Raw genomic sequence first — 23,714 nt, forward strand, 5'->3', positions numbered from 1 at the left:
AAAAGATAGCAACATAAAAAAAGAGCGACCAGTGGTTGCTCTTTTTTATGCCTAGCGTTTGGTATTACAACCATTTCAATCTTTTAAAGTTATAGTACAGATAGCTACATAAGGCGATAATAATGACCATTATGACAAGGTAAGAGTATTTCCAATGCAGCTCAGGCATAAAGTCAAAGTTCATGCCATAGATGCCAGCGATAGCTGTTGGTACTGCTAGAATACCTGCCCACGCCGCGAGCTTACGGACGACTTCATTCTGACCCATATTGACCATCGCCATATAGGTATTCATCACCACACTCAGCATTTCATTGAGACCATTAATAGCATCTAGTGAGTGCAACAGGTGATCGTTAACATCGCGGAAATACGGCTTAGCGGCTTGAGAAAATCCAGAGACAATCTCACTTTTTTTATGATTGATAAAAAAGCTACAGATGTCCTGCACAGGTAAGATAATGGCGCGCATATGTACCAGTTGCGATTTAAGCTCATAGAGGTTTTTTAGCGTGCCTTTATCAAACTCGGAGGTAAACACATAGCGCTCTTGCTCGCGCAAGTAACGGCCCAATCGATCGGTAATCGGCATATAGTTATCAACGATAAAATCGAGGATAGCATGTAGTACAAAGATAGGCCCCATGCGTAGCTTTTCGGGGCGACGATGGCAGTGCTCACGTACTGGCGCATAAGAGTTTGACGGGCCATTGCGAATCGTAATCAGGTAGTTTTTACCCATAAATATTGCAGTAGTACCATAACGGATGACATTGTCTTCAAGCTTGGCCGTACGTAGCACCACAAAGACCATGTCATTATCGTAGTTTTCGACCTTGGCACGTTGATGATCAGCAAAGGCATCTTCAATCGCAAGCTCATGCAGGTCAAAGGCTTCTTTTACTTTAACCATGGTTTCTAAGCTTGGATCATATAACCCAAGCCAAATAAATTGACCGTTGTTCCCTAGCGTACGACTCACATCATTGAGCGCCACTCTATTAAGGTTTTCACCTGTTTTACGTGAGTAAGCGTAGCAATTGACCACTTCGCCTGCGCTCGATGAATCAATATCTTCATAGCGTTCAGAGTCAGGATCGTAGACCGTCATGGTCTCGATAGTGTCTTCAGTGGTGGCATCCACATCACCATAAATATAGCTATCATCATCGTCCAAATAGAGATGCTTGTCACTCATATTGGCATAGATATGATTCATATTGGAATCAGGCGCTATATGAGCCGTTTTTTTAATCAATTGATTATTATCATTTTCCATATACTTTCCTGTCATATAATAAAAAACTTCAATAATCCAAATATGCTGTGAACGTGGCTACGGTTTTATCGTGTGCCAATACTAACTATAGGGCATAACTTTTTAGCGTATCAATATCTACCAATGCCAATAGACTCTCGTGACACGCTTCTAGTTTGATTTGCGGTGCAATATCAAAGTCCAATGCTTCAACCCAACGTAGCGCGCAGATGCACCAGTAGTCACCAGGTTTGAGACCAGGAAAGTTGTATTCAGGTAGTGGGGTAATCAGGTCGTTACCGCGACTGGCAGAGAAGTTTAAAAACTCGCTGGTCATCTTGGCGCAGACGGTATGTTGACCGACATCATGGTTGCCAGTATGACAAAAACCATTGCGATAATAGCCAGTGATGGGATCGAAACAACAGCTGGCAAGTGCGGTGCCTAAGACATTGGTTTGGTTGATGGCAGGGTTTGGGTGGTAATCAGATGACATAAGGCTTCCGAGATAAAAATATGTGTTAGTGTATCATGAGTCTGTGCCGAAGACGCTGCCGTAATCACGCTCATTATCTTATGGTTAACAAAAAATAAACCTCTCGGCTATTCGCCCAATATTGAGCCAAATACATCAACGATGACTGTCACACCTGCTAAGCTAATAAGCGGCAATTGAACTGTAATTAGATAGTGATTGTGGCTAATTGTCACTAGGCGAACCTTGAGTGCTATGCTAAACTAAAGCATAAAGTGCCTTGATTATTTGTCGCAATTTTTTAGCGCATAAAGATACTCGTCTTATCATTCTAAATTATACTTATTATTCACCCTTTTGCGGTTACCTGGTTTGTTTATAAATAATTGGGTCAATGATGTTGCGCGTTAAAAATAAACACACACAGCGTCAATGCCCGGCAAATCACCCTTTAAGTACCGCATCAGTACCGCGTTTTTGGTAAGCGATACGCCAAACAAGGATTTATTGTGTCTGTTAGTTCTGATTCTGCAAAACCTGCCCAGCCAAATTCTACCAACGAAACAGTGTCTCAGCCTGCCGAAAACAGTGCTGCACCCAATCGCATGCCATATTTGAGTAACTTTGGCAGTGATGTTGCCAATAGTTGGCTATTGCCTGATGGGGTGGTTGATGTCCTGTTTGAAGATGCGCACAAGCAAGAAGTGCTTAGACATCAGTTAATCGAGCAGCTTATTACTCATGGTTATCAGCTGGTTTGTCCACCGATGATCGAGTTTACTGAGTCTTTACTAAGTGATGCGTCAGAAGATCTGAAACGTCAAACCTTTAAGATTATCGATCAGTTGACTGGTCGCCTAATGGGCGTACGCGCTGACATTACCCCGCAGATTTTGCGTATCGATGCACATCATGGCGGTACGGGTATTGCGCGTTATTGCTACGTTGGTGATGTGATCCATACCTTGCCATCAGGTCTATTTGGCTCACGTACGCCGCTACAGTTAGGTGCTGAGATATTTGGCTGTGCGTCGCTAGCGGCAGATATTGAGCTAATAGACGTGCTATTTACGATGGTAAACAAACTTAATATGAGTTCAGCGCTCCATATCGATTTGGGTCACGTGGCGATATTCAAACGTTTGGCTGAATTGGCTGAATTGTCAGACAGTGATACTGAGCAATTGATGTACTTATATGCTAATAAAAACCTACCAGAGCTTAAGCGTGTTTGCCGCGCTTTGCCAATGGGTGATGATTTTTATGTGTTGGCACGCTTTGGTCACGATATCGCAAACCTATTAGCCAAATTATCAGATGCAGCACAGCAAGACAGCCAAATCGCGACGGCGATCGATGAGCTACAGCGTCTGAAAAACTATTTACAAGACCAATGGCAGTGCCCAGTCAGTATTGATGTGACTGAGCTATCAGGTTACCACTATCACACTGGCATCGTCTTCAATGGTTATATTAATAGCGAAACGCAGCCACTAGTACGTGGTGGTCGTTTTGATGGTATGCAAAGCCAGACACAAGCGTTACGTGCGGCCACGGGCTTTAGTATGGATGTTAGCCGATTGCTGGCTCATACACAGTTAGATGCGCCAACCGTTGTCTTGGTTGACTTTGCCGCTTTGTCTAATGCAAATACAGATGAGATTCAGACGCTACTGCAACAAGTAGAGAGTCTACGTCAGCAAGGCTATCGCGTCACTATGCCGTTAGATGCACAGGACAGTCCAGATGATGTGACGCATCGTTTGAGCATGGCTGATGACAGTCAATGGCAGCTACAAACTGTTTAACTGTTTAACTGTTTAATAGTAGGCTATTGAATGGCTCACGCAGCCAAAAGTGTTCAGTACAAATTATGAGAACGCAAAATTATTTGTTAGATATCTCAGTGTTTCTATTTCATGAAGCACTGAGATAAAAAGATACAGCTAAGAAAATCATTTTAATTTTCAGCTTTTATTGCACACACCTCAATACATAAAGGTAAGGATTGATCATGGGTAAGAATGTTGTAGTTTTGGGTAGCCAATGGGGCGACGAAGGTAAGGGTAAAATCGTTGATTTACTTACCGAAAAAGCCTCAGCAGTAGCCCGCTTCCAAGGCGGTCATAATGCTGGTCACACGTTGGTTGTCGATGGCAAAACCACTGTCTTGCATTTGATTCCATCAGGTATCTTGCGTGAAGGCGTCACTTGCTTTATCGGTAATGGCGTGGTGTTAGCACCTGATGCACTACTCAAAGAGATGAAAGAGCTAGAAGACAACAACGTACCAGTACGTGAGCGTCTACGTATCTCTCCTAATTGCCCACTTATCATGCCTTATCATGTGGCACTTGATCAAGCTCGTGAAGCCAAGCGTGGTTCTGGTAAAATCGGTACAACAGGTCGCGGTATCGGTCCTGCATACGAAGACAAAGTAGCACGTCGTGCGATTAAACTTGCTGATTTGTTCCGTGAAGATCTAGAAGAAAAACTACGTAACCTAATCGAATATCACAACTTCCAACTGACTGAGTATTATAAAGTTGAAGCGATTGATTTTGATGAGACACTTAAGCTTTGTAAAGAGTGGAAAGAAGAGATTAAAGGTATGGTTACTGATGTAACTGAAGACCTAAATCAATTACGTCTGGCTGGCAAAAACCTAATGTTTGAAGGTGCTCAAGGCACGCTACTTGATATCGACCATGGTACTTATCCATTTGTAACCAGCTCAAGTGTAACTGCTGGTGGTGTATCAACTGGTACAGGTATCGGTCCATTGTATTTAGACTACGTACTTGGCATCACCAAAGCGTACACTACGCGCGTTGGTAGTGGTCCGTTCCCAACTGAATTGTTCGATGATGTTGGCGCTCACTTAGCCAAAGTCGGTCATGAATTTGGTGCAACGACTGGCCGTGCACGTCGTTGTGGTTGGTTCGATGCTGAAGCATTACGCCGTGCAGTAGTACTTAACTCTATGTCAGGTATTTGCTTGACCAAGCTTGACGTACTAGATGGTCTTGAAGAATTGCTAATCGGTGTGGGTTATAACCTACCTGAAACTGAGTGTGCAGGCGCGCATGATGCTGAATTCTACGAGTCAGTCACACCTAAGTACGAAACAATGCAAGGCTGGAGCGAGTCTACCGTTGGCATTACGAACTATGATGAGCTTCCAGAAAACGCTAAAAAATACATCAAACGTATCGAAGCATTGATTGGTTGCCCAGTTGATATTATCTCAACTGGTCCTGATCGCGAAGAGACTATCGTATTGCGTGATCCGTACGACGCTTAGTTTTTACTACAAACTTGATTAAATAGTTTTTAGTATTAATAAAAAACCCCAACGCTAAGCGTTGGGGTTTTTTGTGTGTGCTACTTCAAGAAATTGATTGATTACCTTGAATTTCAACAGTGTAAGAGTAGGGCTACTAGCTATAATATCATCTAAAAATATCATAAATAATGGATATACTGACATTATTTTGGCTTAATTAAGTGTAAGATATTATAGACGGATTTGGTTTTATCAACATACAAAAAGGAATTTGCTATGACAACGAATACGCTTAAATCCACGATTCGCAATACCTCTATAGCAATAGTTACATCCGCAGCTTTCATGTTGCCTATGTTTGCTTGGGGTGCAGAAAACTGTGACAAACCAAACAATGACTTTGATGGGCTATATTGCCTGACGAAAGTATACTTAGAAGCAGATAAAGAGCTTAACAACTCTTACAGTAAATTGAGTAAACTCCTAAACAAACAGCAAAAAGCCACGCTTAAACGCGGACAATTAGCGTGGATGCGCGAGCGCAACGACCAATGTAGTTATAACGATGGTGATGGTTTCTTTGTCAATATGAGCTGTGCCACCAATAAGACAGCTAATCGAGTTAATTTTTTGAATGAACGTGTGCGTGAATGCAATGCAGGTAGTTGTCGAGACAGTCGCTTAGATGATTAAATGTTTTGATTGGTAGTAGGTATTAGCAAAACTCTTAGCAAGGTGTGTTGAGGGTTTTCTAATCATTAATAATGATATAAATACTCTATAAAATCAGTCTGGTAGCTATAAGTGATAAATATGAGTAGCGATAAGGTAAGTAAGTCGATAGCTCATGCATCTGTTGTTGATGAGTACTTAACTTGGATGTAAGTAAGATACTGTTATAAATTTACTTTTATGCAAGGTATGGTCATAAATTAACCCTATCATTTATGGCCTTAATCATTATAATAGGCAGCAATCCAATGTTGTCGCTTATGGTTATACACTGATATACCATGAGTTGTGTAAAACAGTCCAAGTCAACATTGTGGCTAAAGCTAAAACAACGCATTAATTTTTCATATTTTATTGAATTTATCATTTATTAGGAGCTTCTCATGGCTAACGAACGTACTTTATCTATCATCAAACCTGACGCAGTTGCTGGCAACCACATCGGCGCTATCTATAGCCGTTTTGAACAAGCTGGTCTAAAAATCGTTGCAGCTAAAATGCTACAACTTGATGATGAAAAAGCAGGCGGTTTTTATGCTGAGCACGCTGAGCGTCCATTTTACAACGACCTAAAATCTTTTATGATGTCAGGTCCAGTATTGGTATCAGTACTAGAAGGCGAAAATGCTATCGCTCAGCATCGTGAAATCATGGGTGCAACTAACCCAAAAGAAGCTGCTGAAGGCACTATCCGTGCTGATTTCGCTAGCAGCATCGACGAAAACGCAGTACATGGTTCAGATTCAGCTGAATCAGCAGCACGTGAAATCAGCTACTTCTTCAGCGATGATGAAGTTTGTGCACGTACACGCTAATATAGTAAACCAGCTATAGGCTTTTACGGCGTTCGATTTGTTTGAGGTAACTGCTATAATAAGACAGCTACGATTTAAACTGATCTTACCGGTATAAGTTTTATACTTGATTGACTATAGACGAATTATTTACAACATTGATTGTTTATAATTGGTTTGCGAGACGGCTTATATCTTATGGGTATAGGCCGTTTTAGCTATTGTAATAATCCTATAATCAAAGAATTACTAAACTGCTATGGCGTTACCCTTCTTAGATGTACTACTTGTACAATCTGCAGTCGGCTGCCTTGTATTCGCTTTAGAGTTCTATAATTATATTATTCATTGAAATTATTAATAACTTGCCTCATTATTGTTTTTACTTAGCGTTATCAATCCCTTATCAGCATGTTTTCATTAATTCGAAGAACTGCGCTCATAGCGGATTGCTCATGCACCCATGTATGTATGGCAAAGCCCATATAAATAATTGCACCGCTTATCTAAGCTTCTGCAAAAAGGTTACCTATTATGTCAACTGTTCAAGCACCTACTCAGCACGTACCTGCTAAGATTACTGATAGCATTAAGCTAGTAGATGAGGCACATGCCAAAACCAATCTATTGGGTATGACGCAAGCGCAACTGGCTGATTACTTCAAGAGTATTGGCGAAAAGCCGTTCCGCTCAACTCAGGTGATTAAGTGGATTTATCAGCATGGCGTGACAGATTTTGAGCAAATGACTAATCTGAGTAAGTCGTTACGAGACAAGTTATCGCTTAATGCCTGTGTGATACCGCCCAAAGTAATTCATCGTCAATACAGTGATGATGGTACACGTAAGTGGGTATTTGAAGTTACTGGCGGTTCGTTGGTTGAGACAGTGCTTATCCCTGCAGATGATAGCAAGTTAAATGGCCGTAAGACATTATGCGTGTCTTCTCAAGTAGGCTGTGCACTAGACTGTAGTTTCTGTAGTACAGGCAAGCAAGGGTTCGAGCGTGACTTAAGTGCAGCTGAAATTATCGGTCAGTTATGGGTCGCTAATGCGTCATATATGACAGATGAAAATGAAAGTTTAGAAAACGTTGACCATAGCCTATGGGAAAATAACGTCACCAACGTGGTGATGATGGGCATGGGTGAGCCGCTATTGAACTATAAGCCTGTGGTAGGCTCAATGGAGTTGATGCTAAGCGATCATGCTTATGGATTGTCAAAGCGTCGCGTCACGTTATCGACTTCTGGTGTCGTCCCGAAAATGTATCAGCTAGCACAAGACATCGATGTGGCATTGGCTATCTCACTGCATGCACCAAATGATGAGCTGCGTAATGAGTTGGTGCCAATTAACAAGAAATATCCGCTAGAAGAGCTGATTGCAGCGGCAAAAAACTACGTTTATGATGTCAATCCACGTCATAAGAAGCACGTTACGATTGAGTATGTGATGCTTGATGGCGTCAATGACAGTAATGAGCATGCCCATCAGTTGGTTGCGCTATTGGAAGGGTTACCAAGTAAAATTAACCTTATTCCGTTCAACCCATTCCCACATGCACCGTATGATAAATCAAGCAATAACCGTATTCATGCATTTAGTAATATATTGAGCGAAGCGGGTTTTATTTGTACCATTCGTCAAACCCGTGGTGATGATATCGATGCCGCTTGTGGTCAGTTGGTTGGACAAGTTGCCGATCGTACTAGACGCTCAGCCGCGTGGCAGCAGAGCATCAAAGATCGTGAAAGCGTTTAGCACGTTCTCTAGAAGATAAACGTTATATTCGACTGGTATAGCGTTTTAGCTGTCTTTTGTCTGTCGCAATGGTAAGAAAATGTAGCAATGACTGTCAAGATCGCAGAACGTGGCAATTAATAACAACTAAATTGTACTTATAGGGGTTAAATCTATTAAACTGAGGCCTCGAAGATCGAACGCATTGAATCCCAGTTTTATGATGGCGGCCATGATGACTTCTAAAAATTCTTGTCAGTTCAAATATCAAAAATCATTTTCTAAATTTTATAAGCAGTCGAGTATCAGTGCTGCCCAAACCGCTTTGCCAAAGCGTGCAGTCCTGTCGGCAGTGTTCGGTGTCCTTGTATTAAGTGGCTGTCAGACCACCCCGACTAATGATTTGCTAGGTAACTCTCCTTATCAAACATCTACGCGCGCTAGCAACGATCGAAATTTAGATCAGCAGGAAATCGCCCGTGTGCGTACCTCACTTGCCGCGCAATACATCCGAAAAAATGAGCTTGATACCGCGCAGCAGCAGCTTGAAAAAGCCTTTGCTGCCGATAGCCGTTATGCGCCAGCCTATGATATGATGGGCGTTTTGTTGCAGCAAGAAGGCAGCCGTATCAATCTAGCCAAAGCTGATGAGTATTTCAAAAAAGCAATCGCGCTAGATAAAGACTTTGTACAAGCACACAATAATTATGGCGTGTATCTGTCACAGACAAAGCGCTATCGTGAAGCAGCAGAACAGTTTGAGATTGCAGGGGCGACGCTAGGCTATGAAGGCCGTATTGGCGCGCTAGAAAACCTAGGTCGTACTTATCTACAGTTGGGTGATGATAGTGCCGCTTCAAAAGCATTTTTACGGGCACTCGATGGCAATCGTAATAGTATTATTGCTCATATCGAATTGGTAGATTTATTGCTCGACCAACAGCGTGTACCGCAGGCACAGAGACTGTATGATGAGACGCTGATATTGGTGCAGGGGCAGGGTGTTAGCCCGCGCTTGCTCTTACAAGGTATCAAGCTTGCAGCAGCACAAAATAATATAACAACGCGCCAGCAATTGGCACAGCAGCTTTTATCCGCTTATCCGCTAAGTGATGAAGCAAAACAACTTAAGACTTGGCTTAACAATCCAGAGGCACCATGGAAATGATCACCCCATCATCAAACACTCAATCTAACGCTCAGGGATCATTTGGTGCCGTGTTGCAGCAAGCCCGTAAAAACAAGCAAGTAACTTTAGAAGCAGCGGCGGCTGAGCTGTTCATTCTAAAGCGTCATTTGGAGGCCTTAGAAAGCGAAAACTTCGCTGAGCTACCACAGGCTGCGTTTGCTCGTGGTTTTGCGATTAACTATGCCAAATATTTGGGCTTAGATTCAGCAAAAATCGCTAGTAGCTTCGATGCCGCCTATCCTAATGAGTTGAAGGCCAAATCAGCCAGCAATATCGACACGCCACTGCGTCCAATGGGAACTTTGCAGCGTGATACTCATAACCGCATCCGTTTTAACCCCTTATTGATCATAGGTGTTATCGGATTGATTATCTTGGCGATATTCCTATTCCGCATGGTGAGTAACGCTAGCAAAGAAAACACCCAAGAGCCTGTATCAGCTGTTGAAGACATGTCAGCAATAGAACAAGCCCAAGGTGCCGCTATCAATAGTGATGCAAGTGGCGTTGGTGCTTCTGGCTCTGCATTGAATCTAGGTGATGCTGCAGCAATGGCTACCCTGAACCTTGTATTGACAAGCGACGCTGTGGTTAGCATCACGGATGCTTCTGGAAACAGCTTAATAAACGGTTCTCAGTCTGCAGGTAACTATGACTTGTCAGGTATGCCACCGTTTAATGTGCAAATTGATAATATCGACAATGTTAGCTTGATGCTCAATCAACAACCAGTTGCGTTAGAGACGTATGCAACAGATAAGCAAGCTACTTTCGAATTGGCACCATAGTCAGTTGCATAAGCGCCAAATTTGAATAAAGCGCATATGTGTTTGCCGATTCAGCTAGTTTATATTATATGTACAAAGGCCTAGGGCTTTTCTATTTTTGATTTAAGGATTTATGTATGTCAATGCCATCGCCTATTAATCGTCGTCTGACCAAAAAAATCTATGTCGGTGATGTCGCGGTTGGTGGTGATGCACCAATTAGCGTACAGAGCATGACCAACACTGATACCTGTGATGTAGCAGCGACGGTCGCTCAAATCGAGCGTTGTGTCGAAGCAGGTGCTGATTTAATGCGCGTATCAACGCCAACGATGGATACGGTCAAAGCCTTTGGTGAAATTCGCAAACTGGTAAGCGTGCCTTTGATCGCTGACGTGCATTTTGATCATAAAATCGCTTTGGCAGTTGCAGAAGCAGGCGCTGACTGCTTACGTATCAATCCTGGTAACATTGGTAGCGATGCTAAGGTACGTGAAGTGGTCGCTTGCGCCAAATATCACAATATTCCGATTCGTATTGGCGTCAACGCTGGCTCTTTAGAAAAAGACATACAGCGTAAGTATACTGAGCCAACTGGCGAAGCGATGCTAGAGTCGGCAATGCGCCATATTGATATTTTAGAGCGTCTTAATTTTGACCAGTACAAAGTATCTGTCAAAGCCAGCAACGTGTTTTTGACATTGGATGCTTATCGTTTAATATCAGCGCAAATTGATAACCCATTACATTTGGGCGTGACGGAAGCGGGTGTCTACCGTACGGGCGCTGTTAAATCTGCTATTGCGCTAGGTGGATTATTGCTAGACGGTATTGGCGATACCATTCGTATCTCGTTAGCCGCTGAGCCTGAAGAAGAGATTAAGATTGGTTTTGATATTCTAAAATCGCTTAATATTCGCTCGAACGGTGTAAACTTTATCGCCTGTCCAAGCTGCTCGCGTCAAGAGTTTGATGTAATTAAAGTAATGACAGCGTTAGAGTCTCGCTTAGAAGATATTCGTGAACCGATGAATCTATCTGTGATCGGCTGCAAGGTAAACGGTCCAGGAGAAGCAAAAGAGGCCGATATCGGTATCGTTGGTGCTGCCCCTAGATCATTAGTCTATCGTATGGGTGAAAAAAGCCACCTTATCGATACAGGCAATTTGGTTGATGAAATAGAAGGTATGGTTCGCGCCCATGCAGAAGACTTGGCGAAAAAGCGTGAGAATGAAATCATTCGCGTAAAATAAGTCATACATTAGATTGATACGTTAAGCTATATCGTCATAGCATCAATTAGATACAACGCTTATTTAAGTACATAGAAAACAATAATAGAATACCTGTTAAATATTTAAGGATACGACCGTACCATGATCAAAGCTATCAAAGGTTTTAATGATATTTTGCCTGACCAATCAGCAAAGTGGTTGCATTTAGAAGCGATATTGGCTGATGTACTTGGTAGGTACGGTTACGAGCATATTCGCTTGCCAATCGTTGAACAAACGGATCTGTTTGCCCGTGCTATTGGTGGCGCGACTGACATCGTCGAAAAAGAGATGTACAGCTTTACTGATAAATCTGAGCCGCCAACCCCGTTAGCGCTACGTCCTGAAGGCACAGCTGGAGCAGTACGTGCAGTTATCGAGCACAACTTGCTACGTGGTGACACGCCTAAGCTTTGGTATATCGGTCCGATGTTCCGCTACGAGCGTCCGCAAAAAGGCCGTTATCGCCAGTTTCATCAGTTAGGTGTCGAGAGCTTCGGTAGTGCATTACCAGATGCTGATGCTGAGCTGATTGCGATGACTCATTTGATGTGGAAAGAGCTAGGCCTCAACAATGAGATGCGTTTGCAACTAAACAGTTTGGGTGAGCTAGATGAGCGCTATGCTTATCGCGAAGCATTGGTTACCTATTTAACTGATAAAAAAGACCAGCTAGACGAAGACAGCAAACGTCGTCTAACGACTAACCCTTTACGTATCTTGGACAGCAAAGAGGCGAGCACGCAAGCAGTATTGGCAGATGCGCCAAAGCTTGCTGACTTCTTAGGTGAAGAGAGTGTGGCGCATTTTGAGCAGGTCAAAGCCTATCTGACTGCGCTTAATATCGATTTTGAAATCAATCCGCACTTAGTACGTGGCCTTGATTATTATAATAAAACAGTATTTGAATGGGTAACAGATAAGCTTGGAAGTCAAGCTACCGTTTGTGCGGGTGGTCGTTATGATGGGCTAGTAGGGCAATTAAAATCAATCGGTACAGATGGTAGTAAACCAGTAAAGTCTGAGCCTGGTGTTGGTTTTGCGATGGGGCTTGAGCGTCTATTGTTATTGATAGAAGCGGTTGCGCCGATTTCTGATATACCTGCTTGTGATGTATTCGTTGTGGCCCATCCTGAGGTATATAGTGCTGGTATAAGCTATGCACAGAACTTGCGTCACAGTCGTCCAGATGTACGAGTAAAGATGGCCAGTGCCACGAGTCTAAAAGCGCAAATGAAGAAGGCGGACAAGTCAGGCGCGGCATTGACAGTCATCATCGCACAGCAAGAGCTGGATGATAATACGATTAGTATTAAAGACATGCAGACAGGTGAGCAAAAGACGGTCGCCCAAGATTGGCTATCAAATAAAGATAACTTTTCTCGTGGCTAGTCAATTTTTGACTAATCAGATTTGTTTGTCGCACCAGCAATTTAATGTAAATTTTATCAGGTAAATATATATGGCTCTGACACCTAATTCGCCAAATGCAGATAACTCCATGCAAGCGCTAAAGCAATATGGTAGTTATATCGTCACTGCGATTTTGTTAGCACTGGCCGCCTATTTTGGTTGGACGTACTGGCAAAACAACCATGCGCGAGTAGATACCGTCGCCGCCGATCAATATGCGGATATTCAGCAGCTAAACGAAGAGGTCAAACTGGCCTCGCAAAACCCAGATTTAGAAGCAGAAGCTCAAGAAGCACTTACCCAAAGTCGTAGCCAGCTAGACAAAGATATTGATACTTTGGTCAGTACGCACGGTGAGTCGGTTTATGCATGGCAAGCGCTAATGATAAAGGCACGTCAACAAGTAGACAATGATGACTTTGCAGCAGCGACTGAGACATTCAAAAAAGCATTGGCCATAGATTTGGGTGATGCTGGTCTAGAAGCGATTACTCGTTTACGCTATGCAAAAACGCTGTTGGCCGCAGGTGATACAGATGCTGCACTATCAGAAGCAAACAATGACATGCCAAGCTCGTTTGAAGCAAGTCAGCAGGAGCTGCTAGGAGATATTTATTTAGCACAAGACAATAAAGATTCAGCGATTAAATCTTATAGCAATGCGTGGGAGCTATTACGTAGCCGTCAAGAAACGCGTGCAGTATTGGCATTAAAGATGGAAAGCTTAGGTATCACGGCTGAGCCGATTGCTGAGCAAACCAGTCTTATTCAAGAGTCATCTGCTCCTGAGCCGTCGCTAGTGATGGACACCTCGAATGAAGTCGCTGCCGAAGCAGGGCAATAAGTCGGTAGGATAGTATTGAGAGTTGGTAATCATCCGAAGCTCTTTTTTAATATAACCTAATGATTACTAATGTGCCGTTGGCCAATTTACCAATTAATAATAATTTATCTGTAGTGAGAACATACAATGACTCAATCTATTCGCTCTAGCAAAATGTTAAACACCAAGACTATCAAAAAGACAGTCATGCATGTGGCCGTACTGGCAGTAATGAGCACGGCAGTGATTGGATGTAATCGCGGTATTAAGCCGGTCGTAAATGATCCAGTAAAATTGGTACAAATCGCTCAGCCGATTAGCGTACTACAGCCTGTATTTAGTACCGATATTGGCAACAAAAAAGCCAGCAAAAAAGATCCGCTAGATTTGCAAGTTGGCTATGCCAATGGTCAAATCGTTACTGCATCACGCGGTGGTGAACTGTCAGGGTTCAATAGTGCAGGCGAGCGCATATGGTCAATCAATGTTGATGACCAAATCACCGGCGGTGTTGCATTGGATGCATTGAGTCAGACAGCTATCGTTAGTACTCGTGGTGGCAAGGTCATGGCGTTTGATAGCACGACTGGTGCAAAGCGTTGGCAGCAGCAGTTATCAGGTTCGGTTTTGACGCCAGCACTGATTACCAATAATCGTGTGGTATTATCAGCGAATGATGGTTTCTTACATGGTCTGTCGCTGCAAACTGGACAATCGGTATGGCAGTTCGCAACTCAAGTACCTGCTATCAGCGTTCGCGGTAGCGCTGCGCCAACTTTATTAGACAATGAGACAGCGCTTTTGGCGACAGCTGATGGTCGTTTGCACGCAATTACTGTCGATAACGGTCTTCCGCTATGGTCAAGACGTGTTGGCGTAGGCGCTGGTAGTAGTGAAGTTGAGCGCATGAGTGATGTCGATGGCAAACCTATAGTAGATAAAAATCAGTTGTTTGCGATCAGCTATAGTGGTCAGCTATTAGGTATTGATTTAGCCTCGCGTCAGGTAATGTTCGTCAATGAAATTGCGAGTCTCAAATCACTAGCGGTAAATACTCAGCAAGTTATCGCTACCAGTTTAGATGGCAAAGTAGTTGCTTATGATCGCAACAGTGGCGAGACACTCTGGGAAAGTGACGAATTGGCTTACCGAGATCTTACCAATCCTGTGATGATTGGCAACTATATCGCCATTGGTGACTTTGATGGCGTAGTGCATTTGTTTAACCCTGCTACGGGTAGCATCGTTAGTCGTGTAGAGACAAAAGGTGCATTGACCAACTTGCAAGTCCAAGGTAGCCGTTTAATGACTCAAAGTACGTCAGGACAAGTTGCTATCTGGCAGTTAGTACGCTAATAACTATATAGTTAGGTGCTTATCGGTGATTAATGAAGTGTAATATTTTACTATAGCCCTTAAGCTTATTCTTGATTGTCATTTATGAAACACAAACGCTGCTTAGTCAGCGTTTAGTGCCTTGTGTAAATTGCTTGTTTAAACACAGGCTTTCGCGTACTCTATGCGACCGATGTGCTATCCATATATACTACTTATTTATGTATAATGAAGCCATCCTATATACTATTTTTAATCGTAAAATAGCCATCTATTATTTTTGCTATTGTTCTATCATTCATTTTAATTCACGGTCAATTGCAGCATATCTATTACTATTGTTATGTCACTGGTTATAAGAATAACTGTACTGCCCGTCATTGTGTCTTTCACTGAGAGTAACCCATGAGTATCAAGCCTGTGGTCGCCTTAATTGGTCGTCCAAACGTCGGTAAATCCACCTTATTTAATCAGTTCACGAAAAGTCGGCAGGCATTAGTCGCTGACCTTTCAGGATTGACTCGTGACCGTCAGTACGGTGATGCAACTTATGAAGACAAATCTTTTATCGTTGTAGATACGGGTGGTATCGGTGAAGCTGATGACGGTAGCGGTAATATTGATGACTATATGTCTGAGCAGTCGCATACAGCAATCCATGAAGCAGATATCATCGTATTCGTCGTTGACGCTCGTGCCGGTATGATTGGCGCTGATGCTGAAATTGGTAAGTTTTTGCATACATTAGGCAAGCCTGTCTATGTTGTCGCCAATAAAGTCGACGGTGTACATGATGCAGCACCTGCTGAGTTTTATGCACTAGGATTGGGCGAGCCGTATCCGATGGCAGCCAGTCATGGTCGCGGTGTGGGCAATTTGCTTGAAGTGCTAACAGCTGATATGCCTGAGCAAGAAAACATAGTAGAGCCAAGAGGCTTGAAGCTTGCCATTATCGGTCGCCCAAATGTTGGTAAATCAACGCTCGTAAACCGCCTGCTTGGCGAAGATCGAGTAGTGGTATTCGATATGCCAGGCACGACGCGTGATAGTATTTATATTCCTTATCAGCGTGAAGGTCGCGACTATGTTTTGATCGACACTGCTGGTGTACGTCGCCGTGGTAAAATCGATGAAAAAGTAGAAAAATTCTCTGTCATCAAGACCTTGCAAGCGATTGAAGATTCTAACGTAACCGTGATTGTTATTGATGCTCACGAAGGTATCGTGGATCAAGATTTGCATATGATTGGTTATGCGCTTGACGCTGGACGAGCGTTAGTCGTTGCGATCAATAAGTGGGATGGTCTAACACAAGATCAAAGAGACTATATCAAGCTTGAAATGGATCGCCGCTTTAGCTTTATTCCTTATGTAAAAATACATTTGATTTCAGCACTGCATGGTACAGGCGTTGGTAATTTATATCCTTCTATCTTACGTGCGTACAAATCTTCGATGTTCGAAGTATCGACCAACCGTTTGACCCAGATTTTGCAAGATGCAGTAACGGCCAATCCGCCACCAACTGTTGCTGGTCGTCGTATCAAGTTGCGTTATGCGCATATTGGTGGTCACAATCCACCCGTTATTGTTATTCATGGTAACCAAACCAGTGCGCTTCCTAAGAGCTATCAGCGTTATCTAGAGAATCAGTTCCGTCAAGTATTTAAGTTAGAAGGCACACCGCTCAACGTTATCTTGAAGCAAAATGACAACCCATACGCCAATAAGAGCGATACGCCAACCAAGGCAAAAGCTCAACAATTGCGTCAGCGTGAGCGTAATAGATCACAGAAATTTACTACCAAAGATAAAAAGCCTCGTTAATTCTAGTGTCTATTGGCTTATAGTTAATGTCATCCGCTTGATAGTGTGATGACATTTTTCTATTAATACTCTATAGGTTGAGCTCATAGGTATCTATCTTGCTTAGTACTTCAAAAAATACTCAAATGTTTTACTTATCACATCTTCAAAACACTTGTACTATAAACGAAAGCTACCCGCGACTTAGTAGAGTGATATGAACAAGCGTTCGTCTCAAACCATCCATATGCTTATCTGGCGTTCTGTCATACAAGCTGTCATATTGGCAGTGCTGGCAGGCTTTTTGTTGCCTTTTATTTATGGCTTAGTACATTACTATCAAGAGAAAAACCACCATATCCAACAACTGGCAGCATTACTAACGACTAGTGCATCCACTGCAGATGGGGCACAGGTTGTGGCTAAGCAAGTTAATATCTTGTTAGAGAATGAGCCCACTATTCAAAGTATTGTATTTTACTCAACCTCTGAGCCGATTGAAGATATAGATCAGTCGCTTGATGACTGGAAAAACGCTTTATTTGCGCATACTGTCAGTTTTAACTATCCAGTAGTTAGTAAGGGTATTGATGCCGGTAGTGCCGCGTCCAATGAGTCTGATACCAATCAACAGTTGGCAATGGTTCTATCGAATGTTATGAGCGAGTCATCAGCGCCAGATCAGTTGGCTGGTAAGACCACTACAAATAGTACACTAATTGGTTATATTAATATTACGATAGATGTAAAGTTGATCCGTTTATATTGGTTCCAAAATATCCTATGGTTATGGCTAACAACAGTTGTGCTGATTATTATTTTTGCTTTTTACATTTTCCGAAAACTTAATTGGCCAGTTAAAGATATTGAAGTGTTAACTGATGTTTGTGACATTGTTATAAACAACACAAATCTAGAGCAACTGCCAGTCATCCCGCAGCAATTCAATTTTCAAGAACTGACCCAAATCAAAAAAGCATTAATTGTTTTATTCAATCGTTTACAAGAAGCACGGCAAGGTTATGAAACCCTTGCAGCTTTTGAACAGCAATTGCACAATAAAGACGTGTCACTTGATGTGCAATTGCACAATTTTCAAAGCATGATTTCTCATGAGTTAAAAACGTCGTTGAATGCAATTGTAGGCGGTTTACAACTATTGGATCATGAGGCGCTAAACCGAGAGCAAAAAGACGCAGTAGAGATTATCAGTAGTGGCAGTGATAAATTGGTATTGTCTTTAGATCATATTATACAGTTGAACCAGATCCAAAAAGGTCAGATAAGAATTCATAAAAATGAGTTTAACCCATTACAGCTAATCGCTGATCTGTTAGCTAAGTTTGAAAATATGGCTACGCAAAAAGGGTTAGAGTTAATCAGTAATATTCATCATATAGACTATAGCCTATATGGTGATTCAGAAAAAATATATCAGATACTATCGATACTGCTCAATAATGCGATTAAGTTCACGCCTGTCGGGAAAGTTACGATTACGTCGCAACTGACACATTTTAATAAAAGTAATCGTTGGCAGATTAGCGTGAAAGATACGGGTATTGGTATCAATAATGAGCACCTAGACGATATATTTAATCCGTTCTTTCAGGTGGATTCGTCGCAAACTCGCCAGTACGAAGGCTCAGGGGTTGGCTTACCGATTGTTAGACAAATGGCGCAGCTTATGGGTGCTACGATTGATGTTGATAGTGTGCTTGGTGTAGGTACACAGTTTACGCTGACCATAGCGATGCCCAATCAACAGCAATCAAAACAGCAGCGCTTATTGTCTGGTCTAACGATTATTTATTATTACTATCATGAGACAGGCTCTTTATTAAATGAACTGGAATATCTAGGGGCTACGATTATTTGTTGTCAAGGTAACCAGCTCGTCATAGAGGAGATGCGTAAGCAGAAAGTTGACATGGTGATGTTTGGTGAAGATGTTTTCCCGGAAAAAGCTGCGATGCTAGCCAAACGTATCCGTCAGTATGAAAGCGATGAGGGCAGTAAGAGCGAGCATCGTGCGTTATTGGTATATTGGTATCCGCAGCATCGGGCGCGCTATGTAGGCAGCTTTGAGTATGGTTTAAAAGCAGCTGGTATTGACTATTGTCATATTGCTACTTATAAAGACAAAGCGTTAAGCGACTTATTAAAGCAATGGTTGGTTTGGACATAGTACTGTTCTATTAAATCCGTGTTCCTAATTAGGTTTATTTTGCTAGGTAGCATTTCTCATATTTTCGACTTTTCAGTAACAAAGCACTTTTAAATTAAAGTAGGCATAAAAACAAAAAAGACGCCCATTTTAAGGCGTCTTTTTTTAAACAGTGTTTAGCTAGTATTGCTTTTTAAAAGTTTCTCTTAGAGAAGATTCTTTACCCAGCGTACGATATGTTCCCACGTACGGCTCATAAAGCCTGACTGTTCGATATCATTGGTTGCGATGATAGGAACTGAGGCTACCGCTTTACCATCAATGACAGCCATCATTTTACCAACTTCCTGACCTTTTTTGATTGGTGCTTCTAAGCTCTCAGGAATATCCACCACTGTGGTGATTTTATTTTTCTGGGTTTTGCTGGTTAGAATTTGCAAGTTGTCGCCAGTTGCCAGTTCTACCTCGTCAGCTTCTCCAAACCATACTGGAAGCTTGCTAACGAACTGTCCAGCAGGCGCCTTGGTAACTGTTGTAAAGTGACCGAAACCCCAGTTAAGTAGCTCGCGTGACTGATCGGCGCGAGCTTGTTGGCTCTTGGTACCCATAATGACAGAGATTAGACGCATGCCTTCACGGTTGCTTGATGCAACCAAGCAGTAGCCTGCCGCATCAGTGTGGCCAGTCTTTAGGCCATCAACGGTTGGGTCGGTAATCAGCAGAGCATTACGGTTACCTTGGGTAATACCGTTATAAGTAAACTCTTTTTCTGCGTAGATACTATAGTAGTCGCCGCTGTTTTTGATAATAGCGCGCGCGAGTTTAGATAAATCCAAAGCAGATGCTAAATGACCTTCATCAGGCATACCAGTAGCATTGACAAAGTTAGAGTTCTCCATGCCAATTTTTTGCGCTTGTTCGTTCATCAAGATTGCAAACGAGGCTTCGCTACCAGCAATATGTTCAGCCATGGCTTTTGATGCATCATTACCTGATTGAATGATAATACCGCGTAGCATATCGATGACGCTGGCGGTTTTGTTCACAGGCACATACATACAAGATTGGCTGCTGCTACCACGGCACCATGCGTTTGGACTCATCAATACCTGTTCATCTTCTTTCAGGTCGCCTGATGCTAAGCGTTGCTCAATGATATAACTGGTCATCATCTTAGTCAGAGATGCTGGCGGCAGCGCCTCATTGGCGTTCTTTTGAGCCAAAATTTCGCCAGTGTTATAGTCCATCAACACATAGGCAGTATTGTCCATTTCAGGTGGTTGAATGGCTGCGTTTGCCACTACTGCACTCATCGAGATACTTACACCAACTACCAGCTGTACCAGCTGATTTTTTACACGCTTTACTGTCATATATCATTACACCGCATCATGGAACCAAATGTATCTATCGCTTATGTTTTGTACCTATTTCCATACATTATTTTAAGCAGCATGTCTTAGATGCAGTGTTTAAAATAATGTATCGACGAAAATAGTAACGCCTACACAATAGACATAAAATTAACGCCTTATCTTAGCAAAATGACTACCGATGGGGAATCGATAAATGCAAAAATAAGGCAAGTTTGAAAAGAAAAATGAAGGCCTATCATATATTTGTTTTGACTATCATCTGACCAGTCTTTGCAATAAAAATTTAACGCTCACAAAAAAGCCTGCTGCACTGCTTGTGAATAACAAGTAAAGTGACAGCAAGCTTTGATGCTACAGATACCTAGACAACCAGTTGATAAACTTTGCTTAACCGATGTTATAAAGAGTACATAGCTTTTATTTTATTATCGTTAATACTAATATTATTAATAAGCTAAGCAGATGACGCTAGTCGTTGAATCAAACTAACGAATCTTCTAGTAATCTGCGTTTGCCAAATCTTCACATAGTGCTTTGTTTTCTTGCTTTGAGAATCCCATCGTCCAGCTACGAATACCTTGTAGTATCTGGCGATAGTCTTGCTGTGTAGATAGGTATTGAATAGCCGCTTTTGGATCTTCTAGAGAAGGCATTAGCTCATGTAGCTGTACAGTATACGACTTATAGAACCGCTGCTTTTGCTTACCATTTAGCATTGGTGGGCATATCTCTGATAGTACCTGCATCACCGCAATTTCGTGCTTAGTAATGTTGATGCCAGACATGTCTAGCGGAATGGTAGTGCCAGAGTTATTCGCAGCATTAGAAGCTTGAGACAGCATAGCAACAGACGTTATCAGTCCTGCAATCCCAATTTTTGAGGCAGTATTTGCTATCACAGAAGCTATAGATAATATCGATTGTTTATTCATTCAGTATTACACTCGCTCGTCTTTATTTAATGGTCATATGTTAATCGGTAAAAAAACAAAAGTCACATAAAATATTGATTTATGTGTAGATATCTTGTGAGCCAAAACCATTTTTTAGCAACATATCAGTAGCATACTCTAATGACGTTACTTCAGTATCAGTGCATCGGTTTGTATTGTTGTGGGGTGTTGCTTATTGTAACGCGATGCTTAATCTACTAGTTGTTATTCGTTTGATACAGATCTTGTTACGCTACTTTCATCGTATAATTATCAGCATAAGAAGAGCATGATACTTTGCTAAAGACAGGGTTCGTGTCTTTATATTATTCAGTTATAATCGCCCATGCTATCAAAATGACTCTTTTTCTCTAGACTGAGATGTCATCTCATTGGAGAATTAGAGTATCATGTTTTCATTTTAAATATGAGCATCGTATTTTTATGCCATATCTTGAACGGATATGGCACGATAGCAGAATTACCAAATAGAGATGTAGAAAGACAGCTAATAAAACATTAACCACATACTGAGTAGAAATGAGATTTTTAATTAGTAATGATGACGGTGTGTATGCGCCAGGATTATTGGCACTATCTCAAGTATTATCGACTATCGGTGAAGTTGTCGTCGTCGCCCCGAACGATGAACAAAGCGGTTATGCCAGTGCATTAAGTGTTTCAAGACCACTGCATATGCATCAGCTGCCTTCTGGATTTGTAGCGGTAAGTGGCTCACCAGCTGACTGTGTTTATTTGGCACTGCATGAATTGTATCGTGGTAGTGACTTTGACTGCGTGATTACAGGTATCAACTCAGGGGCTAACTTGGGACAAGATGTGATGTTCTCTGGTACGTTCGGTGCTGCATTGACCGCGCAACTATCTGGTATCCCTGCTATAGCAACGTCTTTGGTAGGCGGGTGTGTCAAAAACGGCGGGCAAGAATCAGCCAGTGATTATCAAGTGGCTGCACATGAAATCGTCAAGCTGCTTACTGAAACTTCGGTTTTAGAGATGCTCAAAAGTTTGCCCTATCATGTATTAAACGTTAATATTCCTGATGTGCAGCATGCCGATGATATCAAGGGTCGAAAAATAACCTCGCTAGGCCATAAGCAGGCTGCTCAGCCAGTACGCCATATGATAGACCCACGCGGTCGAGATGCGTATTGGTTGTCTCTACGAAAAGGTAAAAATGAGCGACCATCAGAGACGTCAATCGATGCGGTACAAGCAAAGCAGGATGTGATGACAGATTATCAGGCTGTAGCGGCAGGGTATGTCAGTTTATCACCAGTACGCCTACATCATACGCCAACGGCAGCGCTGGATAGATTATCAACACTCGCGCTATAAATTCTATAAGATATAATCCATACCGGCTTATTAAACACTGACGTGTTATGAGAATATCAGAAGACTCTTGTATGGCATTAAGATCTTTTGAATGATTAAACAATGAATGAGCAACACAAAGAATAGGAACCTTGTATGAAAAAAATCATAGCTGGATCGCACCTTGTTAAAGCCGCGTTGATTGGTACTATGGCAGTCGCTACTCTATCTGTCGTCGGATGTGCAACGAAGCCTACCTATCAATCAGCAAACCAAGCAGGTCCTAAGATTATTACTAACGCGCAAGGCGTCCCTAACTATCACCGTGTACAACGCGGCGATACGGTCAGCCAGATTGCAGCGCGCTATCGTCTGAACTACCGCCAAATCGGGGCGATGAACAATCTAGATAGTAAATACACTATCTATAGTGGCCAATGGCTCAAACTATGGCAAGGCAATGCGGCAACCACTGCAAGTAACAATAGCTATAGTGCACCAGTTCGAACGCAGCCAACTTATACGCCACCTGTGACCCAATCTCAAACACCAGCTTATGAAGCCACTGCCAACTCGACCTCTGGTTATGATTATCCTACGCGCAACCCAGTAACTCGTAACATTGACCCTGCTGCGGGCAATATGGGAATGTGGTTTGCGGGCAAAGTTGGTGATCCAGTACTTGCCAGCCAATCAGGAACTGTGCTTTACTCAGGCAACGGTCTGCCAGAGTATGGCAATCTAATTATGATTCGTCATAGTGATAACTACATCACAGCTTACGCGCACAATAGCCAATTATTGGTGCAAGAGGGCGATACAGTACAGCGTGGTCAACGTATTGCTAGTATGGGCAGCAGTGGTCAGACCAATGAGGTAGGCTTAGAGTTTCAAGTTCGCTTAAATGGTAATCCTATTGACCCACGTAGCGTACTTGGGCGTTAGACTTAAATAATAGCTACGGATAGCTTGGCCACTGTGAGCCATTTTATTTATTCATGTTTGA

At 42.4% G+C, this 23,714-nt stretch carries 19 protein-coding genes; 15 read left to right on the forward strand and 4 right to left on the reverse strand.

Annotated features, from left to right (window positions below; genetic code table 11):
* Positions 1–64: 64 nt before the first annotated feature.
* Both corA and JMY00_RS05180 read right to left on the reverse strand, forming a co-directional pair.
* On the reverse strand, positions 65–1,279 hold the full coding sequence (corA, locus tag JMY00_RS05175; RefSeq protein WP_201579365.1) for a magnesium/cobalt transporter CorA: 1,215 nt from the start codon (positions 1,277–1,279) through the stop codon (positions 65–67).
* Positions 1,280–1,364: 85 nt separating this feature from the next.
* On the reverse strand, positions 1,365–1,754 hold the full coding sequence (locus JMY00_RS05180; RefSeq protein WP_057759025.1) for a DUF2237 domain-containing protein: 390 nt from the start codon (positions 1,752–1,754) through the stop codon (positions 1,365–1,367).
* Positions 1,755–2,242: 488 nt separating this feature from the next.
* Here JMY00_RS05180 and JMY00_RS05185 point away from each other — a divergent pair, with 488 nt between their 5' ends.
* The 13 genes from JMY00_RS05185 (at position 2,243) to JMY00_RS05245 (ending at position 19,083) form a co-directional block, all read left to right on the forward strand.
* A complete protein-coding gene (locus tag JMY00_RS05185) occupies positions 2,243–3,541 on the forward strand; it encodes an ATP phosphoribosyltransferase regulatory subunit (RefSeq protein WP_201579366.1) in 1,299 nt (432 codons plus the stop codon).
* A 206-nt stretch (positions 3,542–3,747) separates the two neighbouring features.
* Complete coding sequence (locus JMY00_RS05190) at positions 3,748–5,037, forward strand: adenylosuccinate synthase (protein WP_057759029.1); 1,290 nt, start codon at positions 3,748–3,750, stop codon at positions 5,035–5,037.
* 258 nt (positions 5,038–5,295) lie between these two features.
* The gene (locus JMY00_RS05195; RefSeq protein WP_101206216.1) at positions 5,296–5,712 is read left to right on the forward strand and encodes a lysozyme inhibitor LprI family protein; all 417 of its coding nucleotides are present in this window, start codon (positions 5,296–5,298) and stop codon (positions 5,710–5,712) included.
* 422 nt (positions 5,713–6,134) lie between these two features.
* A complete protein-coding gene (gene ndk, locus JMY00_RS05200; protein ID WP_057759031.1) occupies positions 6,135–6,566 on the forward strand; it encodes a nucleoside-diphosphate kinase in 432 nt (143 codons plus the stop codon).
* 513 nt (positions 6,567–7,079) lie between these two features.
* Positions 7,080–8,309: a 23S rRNA (adenine(2503)-C(2))-methyltransferase RlmN gene (gene rlmN, locus JMY00_RS05205; protein WP_201579367.1), complete on the forward strand. Its 1,230-nt coding sequence runs from the start codon at positions 7,080–7,082 to the stop codon at positions 8,307–8,309.
* A 211-nt stretch (positions 8,310–8,520) separates the two neighbouring features.
* Positions 8,521–9,456: a type IV pilus biogenesis/stability protein PilW gene (gene pilW, locus JMY00_RS05210; protein ID WP_240990660.1), complete on the forward strand. Its 936-nt coding sequence runs from the start codon at positions 8,521–8,523 to the stop codon at positions 9,454–9,456.
* Positions 9,453–10,265, forward strand: a complete 813-nt coding sequence (locus JMY00_RS05215) for a helix-turn-helix domain-containing protein (protein ID WP_201579423.1) — start codon at positions 9,453–9,455, stop codon at positions 10,263–10,265. The genes pilW and JMY00_RS05215 overlap by 4 nt, the downstream gene beginning before the upstream one ends.
* Before the next feature lie 116 nt (positions 10,266–10,381).
* A complete protein-coding gene (gene ispG, locus JMY00_RS05220) occupies positions 10,382–11,497 on the forward strand; it encodes a flavodoxin-dependent (E)-4-hydroxy-3-methylbut-2-enyl-diphosphate synthase (RefSeq protein ID WP_057759039.1) in 1,116 nt (371 codons plus the stop codon).
* Between the two features lie 123 nt (positions 11,498–11,620).
* The gene (hisS, locus tag JMY00_RS05225; RefSeq protein ID WP_201579368.1) at positions 11,621–12,910 is read left to right on the forward strand and encodes a histidine--tRNA ligase; all 1,290 of its coding nucleotides are present in this window, start codon (positions 11,621–11,623) and stop codon (positions 12,908–12,910) included.
* Positions 12,911–12,980: 70 nt separating this feature from the next.
* A complete protein-coding gene (locus tag JMY00_RS05230; RefSeq protein WP_201579369.1) occupies positions 12,981–13,775 on the forward strand; it encodes a tetratricopeptide repeat protein in 795 nt (264 codons plus the stop codon).
* Positions 13,776–13,901: 126 nt separating this feature from the next.
* Entirely contained in the window at positions 13,902–15,110 is a 1,209-nt protein-coding gene (gene bamB / locus JMY00_RS05235; protein WP_201579370.1) for an outer membrane protein assembly factor BamB, read from the forward strand.
* A 384-nt stretch (positions 15,111–15,494) separates the two neighbouring features.
* Entirely contained in the window at positions 15,495–16,916 is a 1,422-nt protein-coding gene (gene der / locus JMY00_RS05240; RefSeq protein WP_057759046.1) for a ribosome biogenesis GTPase Der, read from the forward strand.
* A 196-nt stretch (positions 16,917–17,112) separates the two neighbouring features.
* Positions 17,113–19,083, forward strand: coding sequence for a HAMP domain-containing sensor histidine kinase (locus JMY00_RS05245; RefSeq protein ID WP_240990661.1), 1,971 nt, complete (start codon positions 17,113–17,115; stop codon positions 19,081–19,083).
* A gap of 185 nt (positions 19,084–19,268) precedes the next feature.
* Here the strand turns inward: JMY00_RS05245 and JMY00_RS05250 are convergent, their stop codons facing one another.
* Together JMY00_RS05250 and JMY00_RS05255 are read right to left on the reverse strand one after the other, a co-directional pair.
* Complete coding sequence (locus JMY00_RS05250) at positions 19,269–20,435, reverse strand: D-alanyl-D-alanine carboxypeptidase family protein (RefSeq protein WP_201579371.1); 1,167 nt, start codon at positions 20,433–20,435, stop codon at positions 19,269–19,271.
* A gap of 500 nt (positions 20,436–20,935) precedes the next feature.
* Positions 20,936–21,370: a hypothetical protein gene (locus JMY00_RS05255; RefSeq protein ID WP_201579372.1), complete on the reverse strand. Its 435-nt coding sequence runs from the start codon at positions 21,368–21,370 to the stop codon at positions 20,936–20,938.
* 540 nt (positions 21,371–21,910) lie between these two features.
* On the opposite strand from JMY00_RS05255, the gene surE reads away from it, so the two are divergent.
* Both surE and JMY00_RS05265 read left to right on the forward strand, forming a co-directional pair.
* Positions 21,911–22,729 (forward strand): 5'/3'-nucleotidase SurE, encoded by an 819-nt coding sequence (gene surE / locus JMY00_RS05260; RefSeq protein ID WP_201579373.1) that lies wholly within the window; start codon positions 21,911–21,913, stop codon positions 22,727–22,729.
* 135 nt (positions 22,730–22,864) lie between these two features.
* The gene (locus JMY00_RS05265) at positions 22,865–23,653 is read left to right on the forward strand and encodes a M23 family metallopeptidase (RefSeq protein WP_201579374.1); all 789 of its coding nucleotides are present in this window, start codon (positions 22,865–22,867) and stop codon (positions 23,651–23,653) included.
* Positions 23,654–23,714: the final 61 nt, after the last annotated feature.

The organism is Psychrobacter sp. Pi2-52, from assembly GCF_904846705.1.
In the GTDB taxonomy this organism is placed as follows: Bacteria; Pseudomonadota; Gammaproteobacteria; order Pseudomonadales; family Moraxellaceae; genus Psychrobacter.

Coding starts and splice junctions, on each gene's coding strand:
- corA (WP_201579365.1), bottom strand. CDS start 1,279: ATGGAAAATGATAATAATCAATTGATTAAAAAAACGGCTCATATAGCG.
- JMY00_RS05180 (WP_057759025.1), bottom strand. CDS start 1,754: ATGTCATCTGATTACCACCCAAACCCTGCCATCAACCAAACCAATGTC.
- JMY00_RS05190 (WP_057759029.1), top strand. CDS start 3,748: ATGGGTAAGAATGTTGTAGTTTTGGGTAGCCAATGGGGCGACGAAGGT.
- JMY00_RS05195 (WP_101206216.1), top strand. CDS start 5,296: ATGACAACGAATACGCTTAAATCCACGATTCGCAATACCTCTATAGCA.
- ndk (WP_057759031.1), top strand. CDS start 6,135: ATGGCTAACGAACGTACTTTATCTATCATCAAACCTGACGCAGTTGCT.
- rlmN (WP_201579367.1), top strand. CDS start 7,080: ATGTCAACTGTTCAAGCACCTACTCAGCACGTACCTGCTAAGATTACT.
- pilW (WP_240990660.1), top strand. CDS start 8,521: ATGATGACTTCTAAAAATTCTTGTCAGTTCAAATATCAAAAATCATTT.
- JMY00_RS05215 (WP_201579423.1), top strand. CDS start 9,453: ATGATCACCCCATCATCAAACACTCAATCTAACGCTCAGGGATCATTT.
- ispG (WP_057759039.1), top strand. CDS start 10,382: ATGTCAATGCCATCGCCTATTAATCGTCGTCTGACCAAAAAAATCTAT.
- hisS (WP_201579368.1), top strand. CDS start 11,621: ATGATCAAAGCTATCAAAGGTTTTAATGATATTTTGCCTGACCAATCA.
- JMY00_RS05230 (WP_201579369.1), top strand. CDS start 12,981: ATGGCTCTGACACCTAATTCGCCAAATGCAGATAACTCCATGCAAGCG.
- bamB (WP_201579370.1), top strand. CDS start 13,902: ATGACTCAATCTATTCGCTCTAGCAAAATGTTAAACACCAAGACTATC.
- der (WP_057759046.1), top strand. CDS start 15,495: ATGAGTATCAAGCCTGTGGTCGCCTTAATTGGTCGTCCAAACGTCGGT.
- JMY00_RS05245 (WP_240990661.1), top strand. CDS start 17,113: ATGAACAAGCGTTCGTCTCAAACCATCCATATGCTTATCTGGCGTTCT.
- JMY00_RS05250 (WP_201579371.1), bottom strand. CDS start 20,435: ATGACAGTAAAGCGTGTAAAAAATCAGCTGGTACAGCTGGTAGTTGGT.
- JMY00_RS05255 (WP_201579372.1), bottom strand. CDS start 21,370: ATGAATAAACAATCGATATTATCTATAGCTTCTGTGATAGCAAATACT.
- surE (WP_201579373.1), top strand. CDS start 21,911: ATGAGATTTTTAATTAGTAATGATGACGGTGTGTATGCGCCAGGATTA.
- JMY00_RS05265 (WP_201579374.1), top strand. CDS start 22,865: ATGAAAAAAATCATAGCTGGATCGCACCTTGTTAAAGCCGCGTTGATT.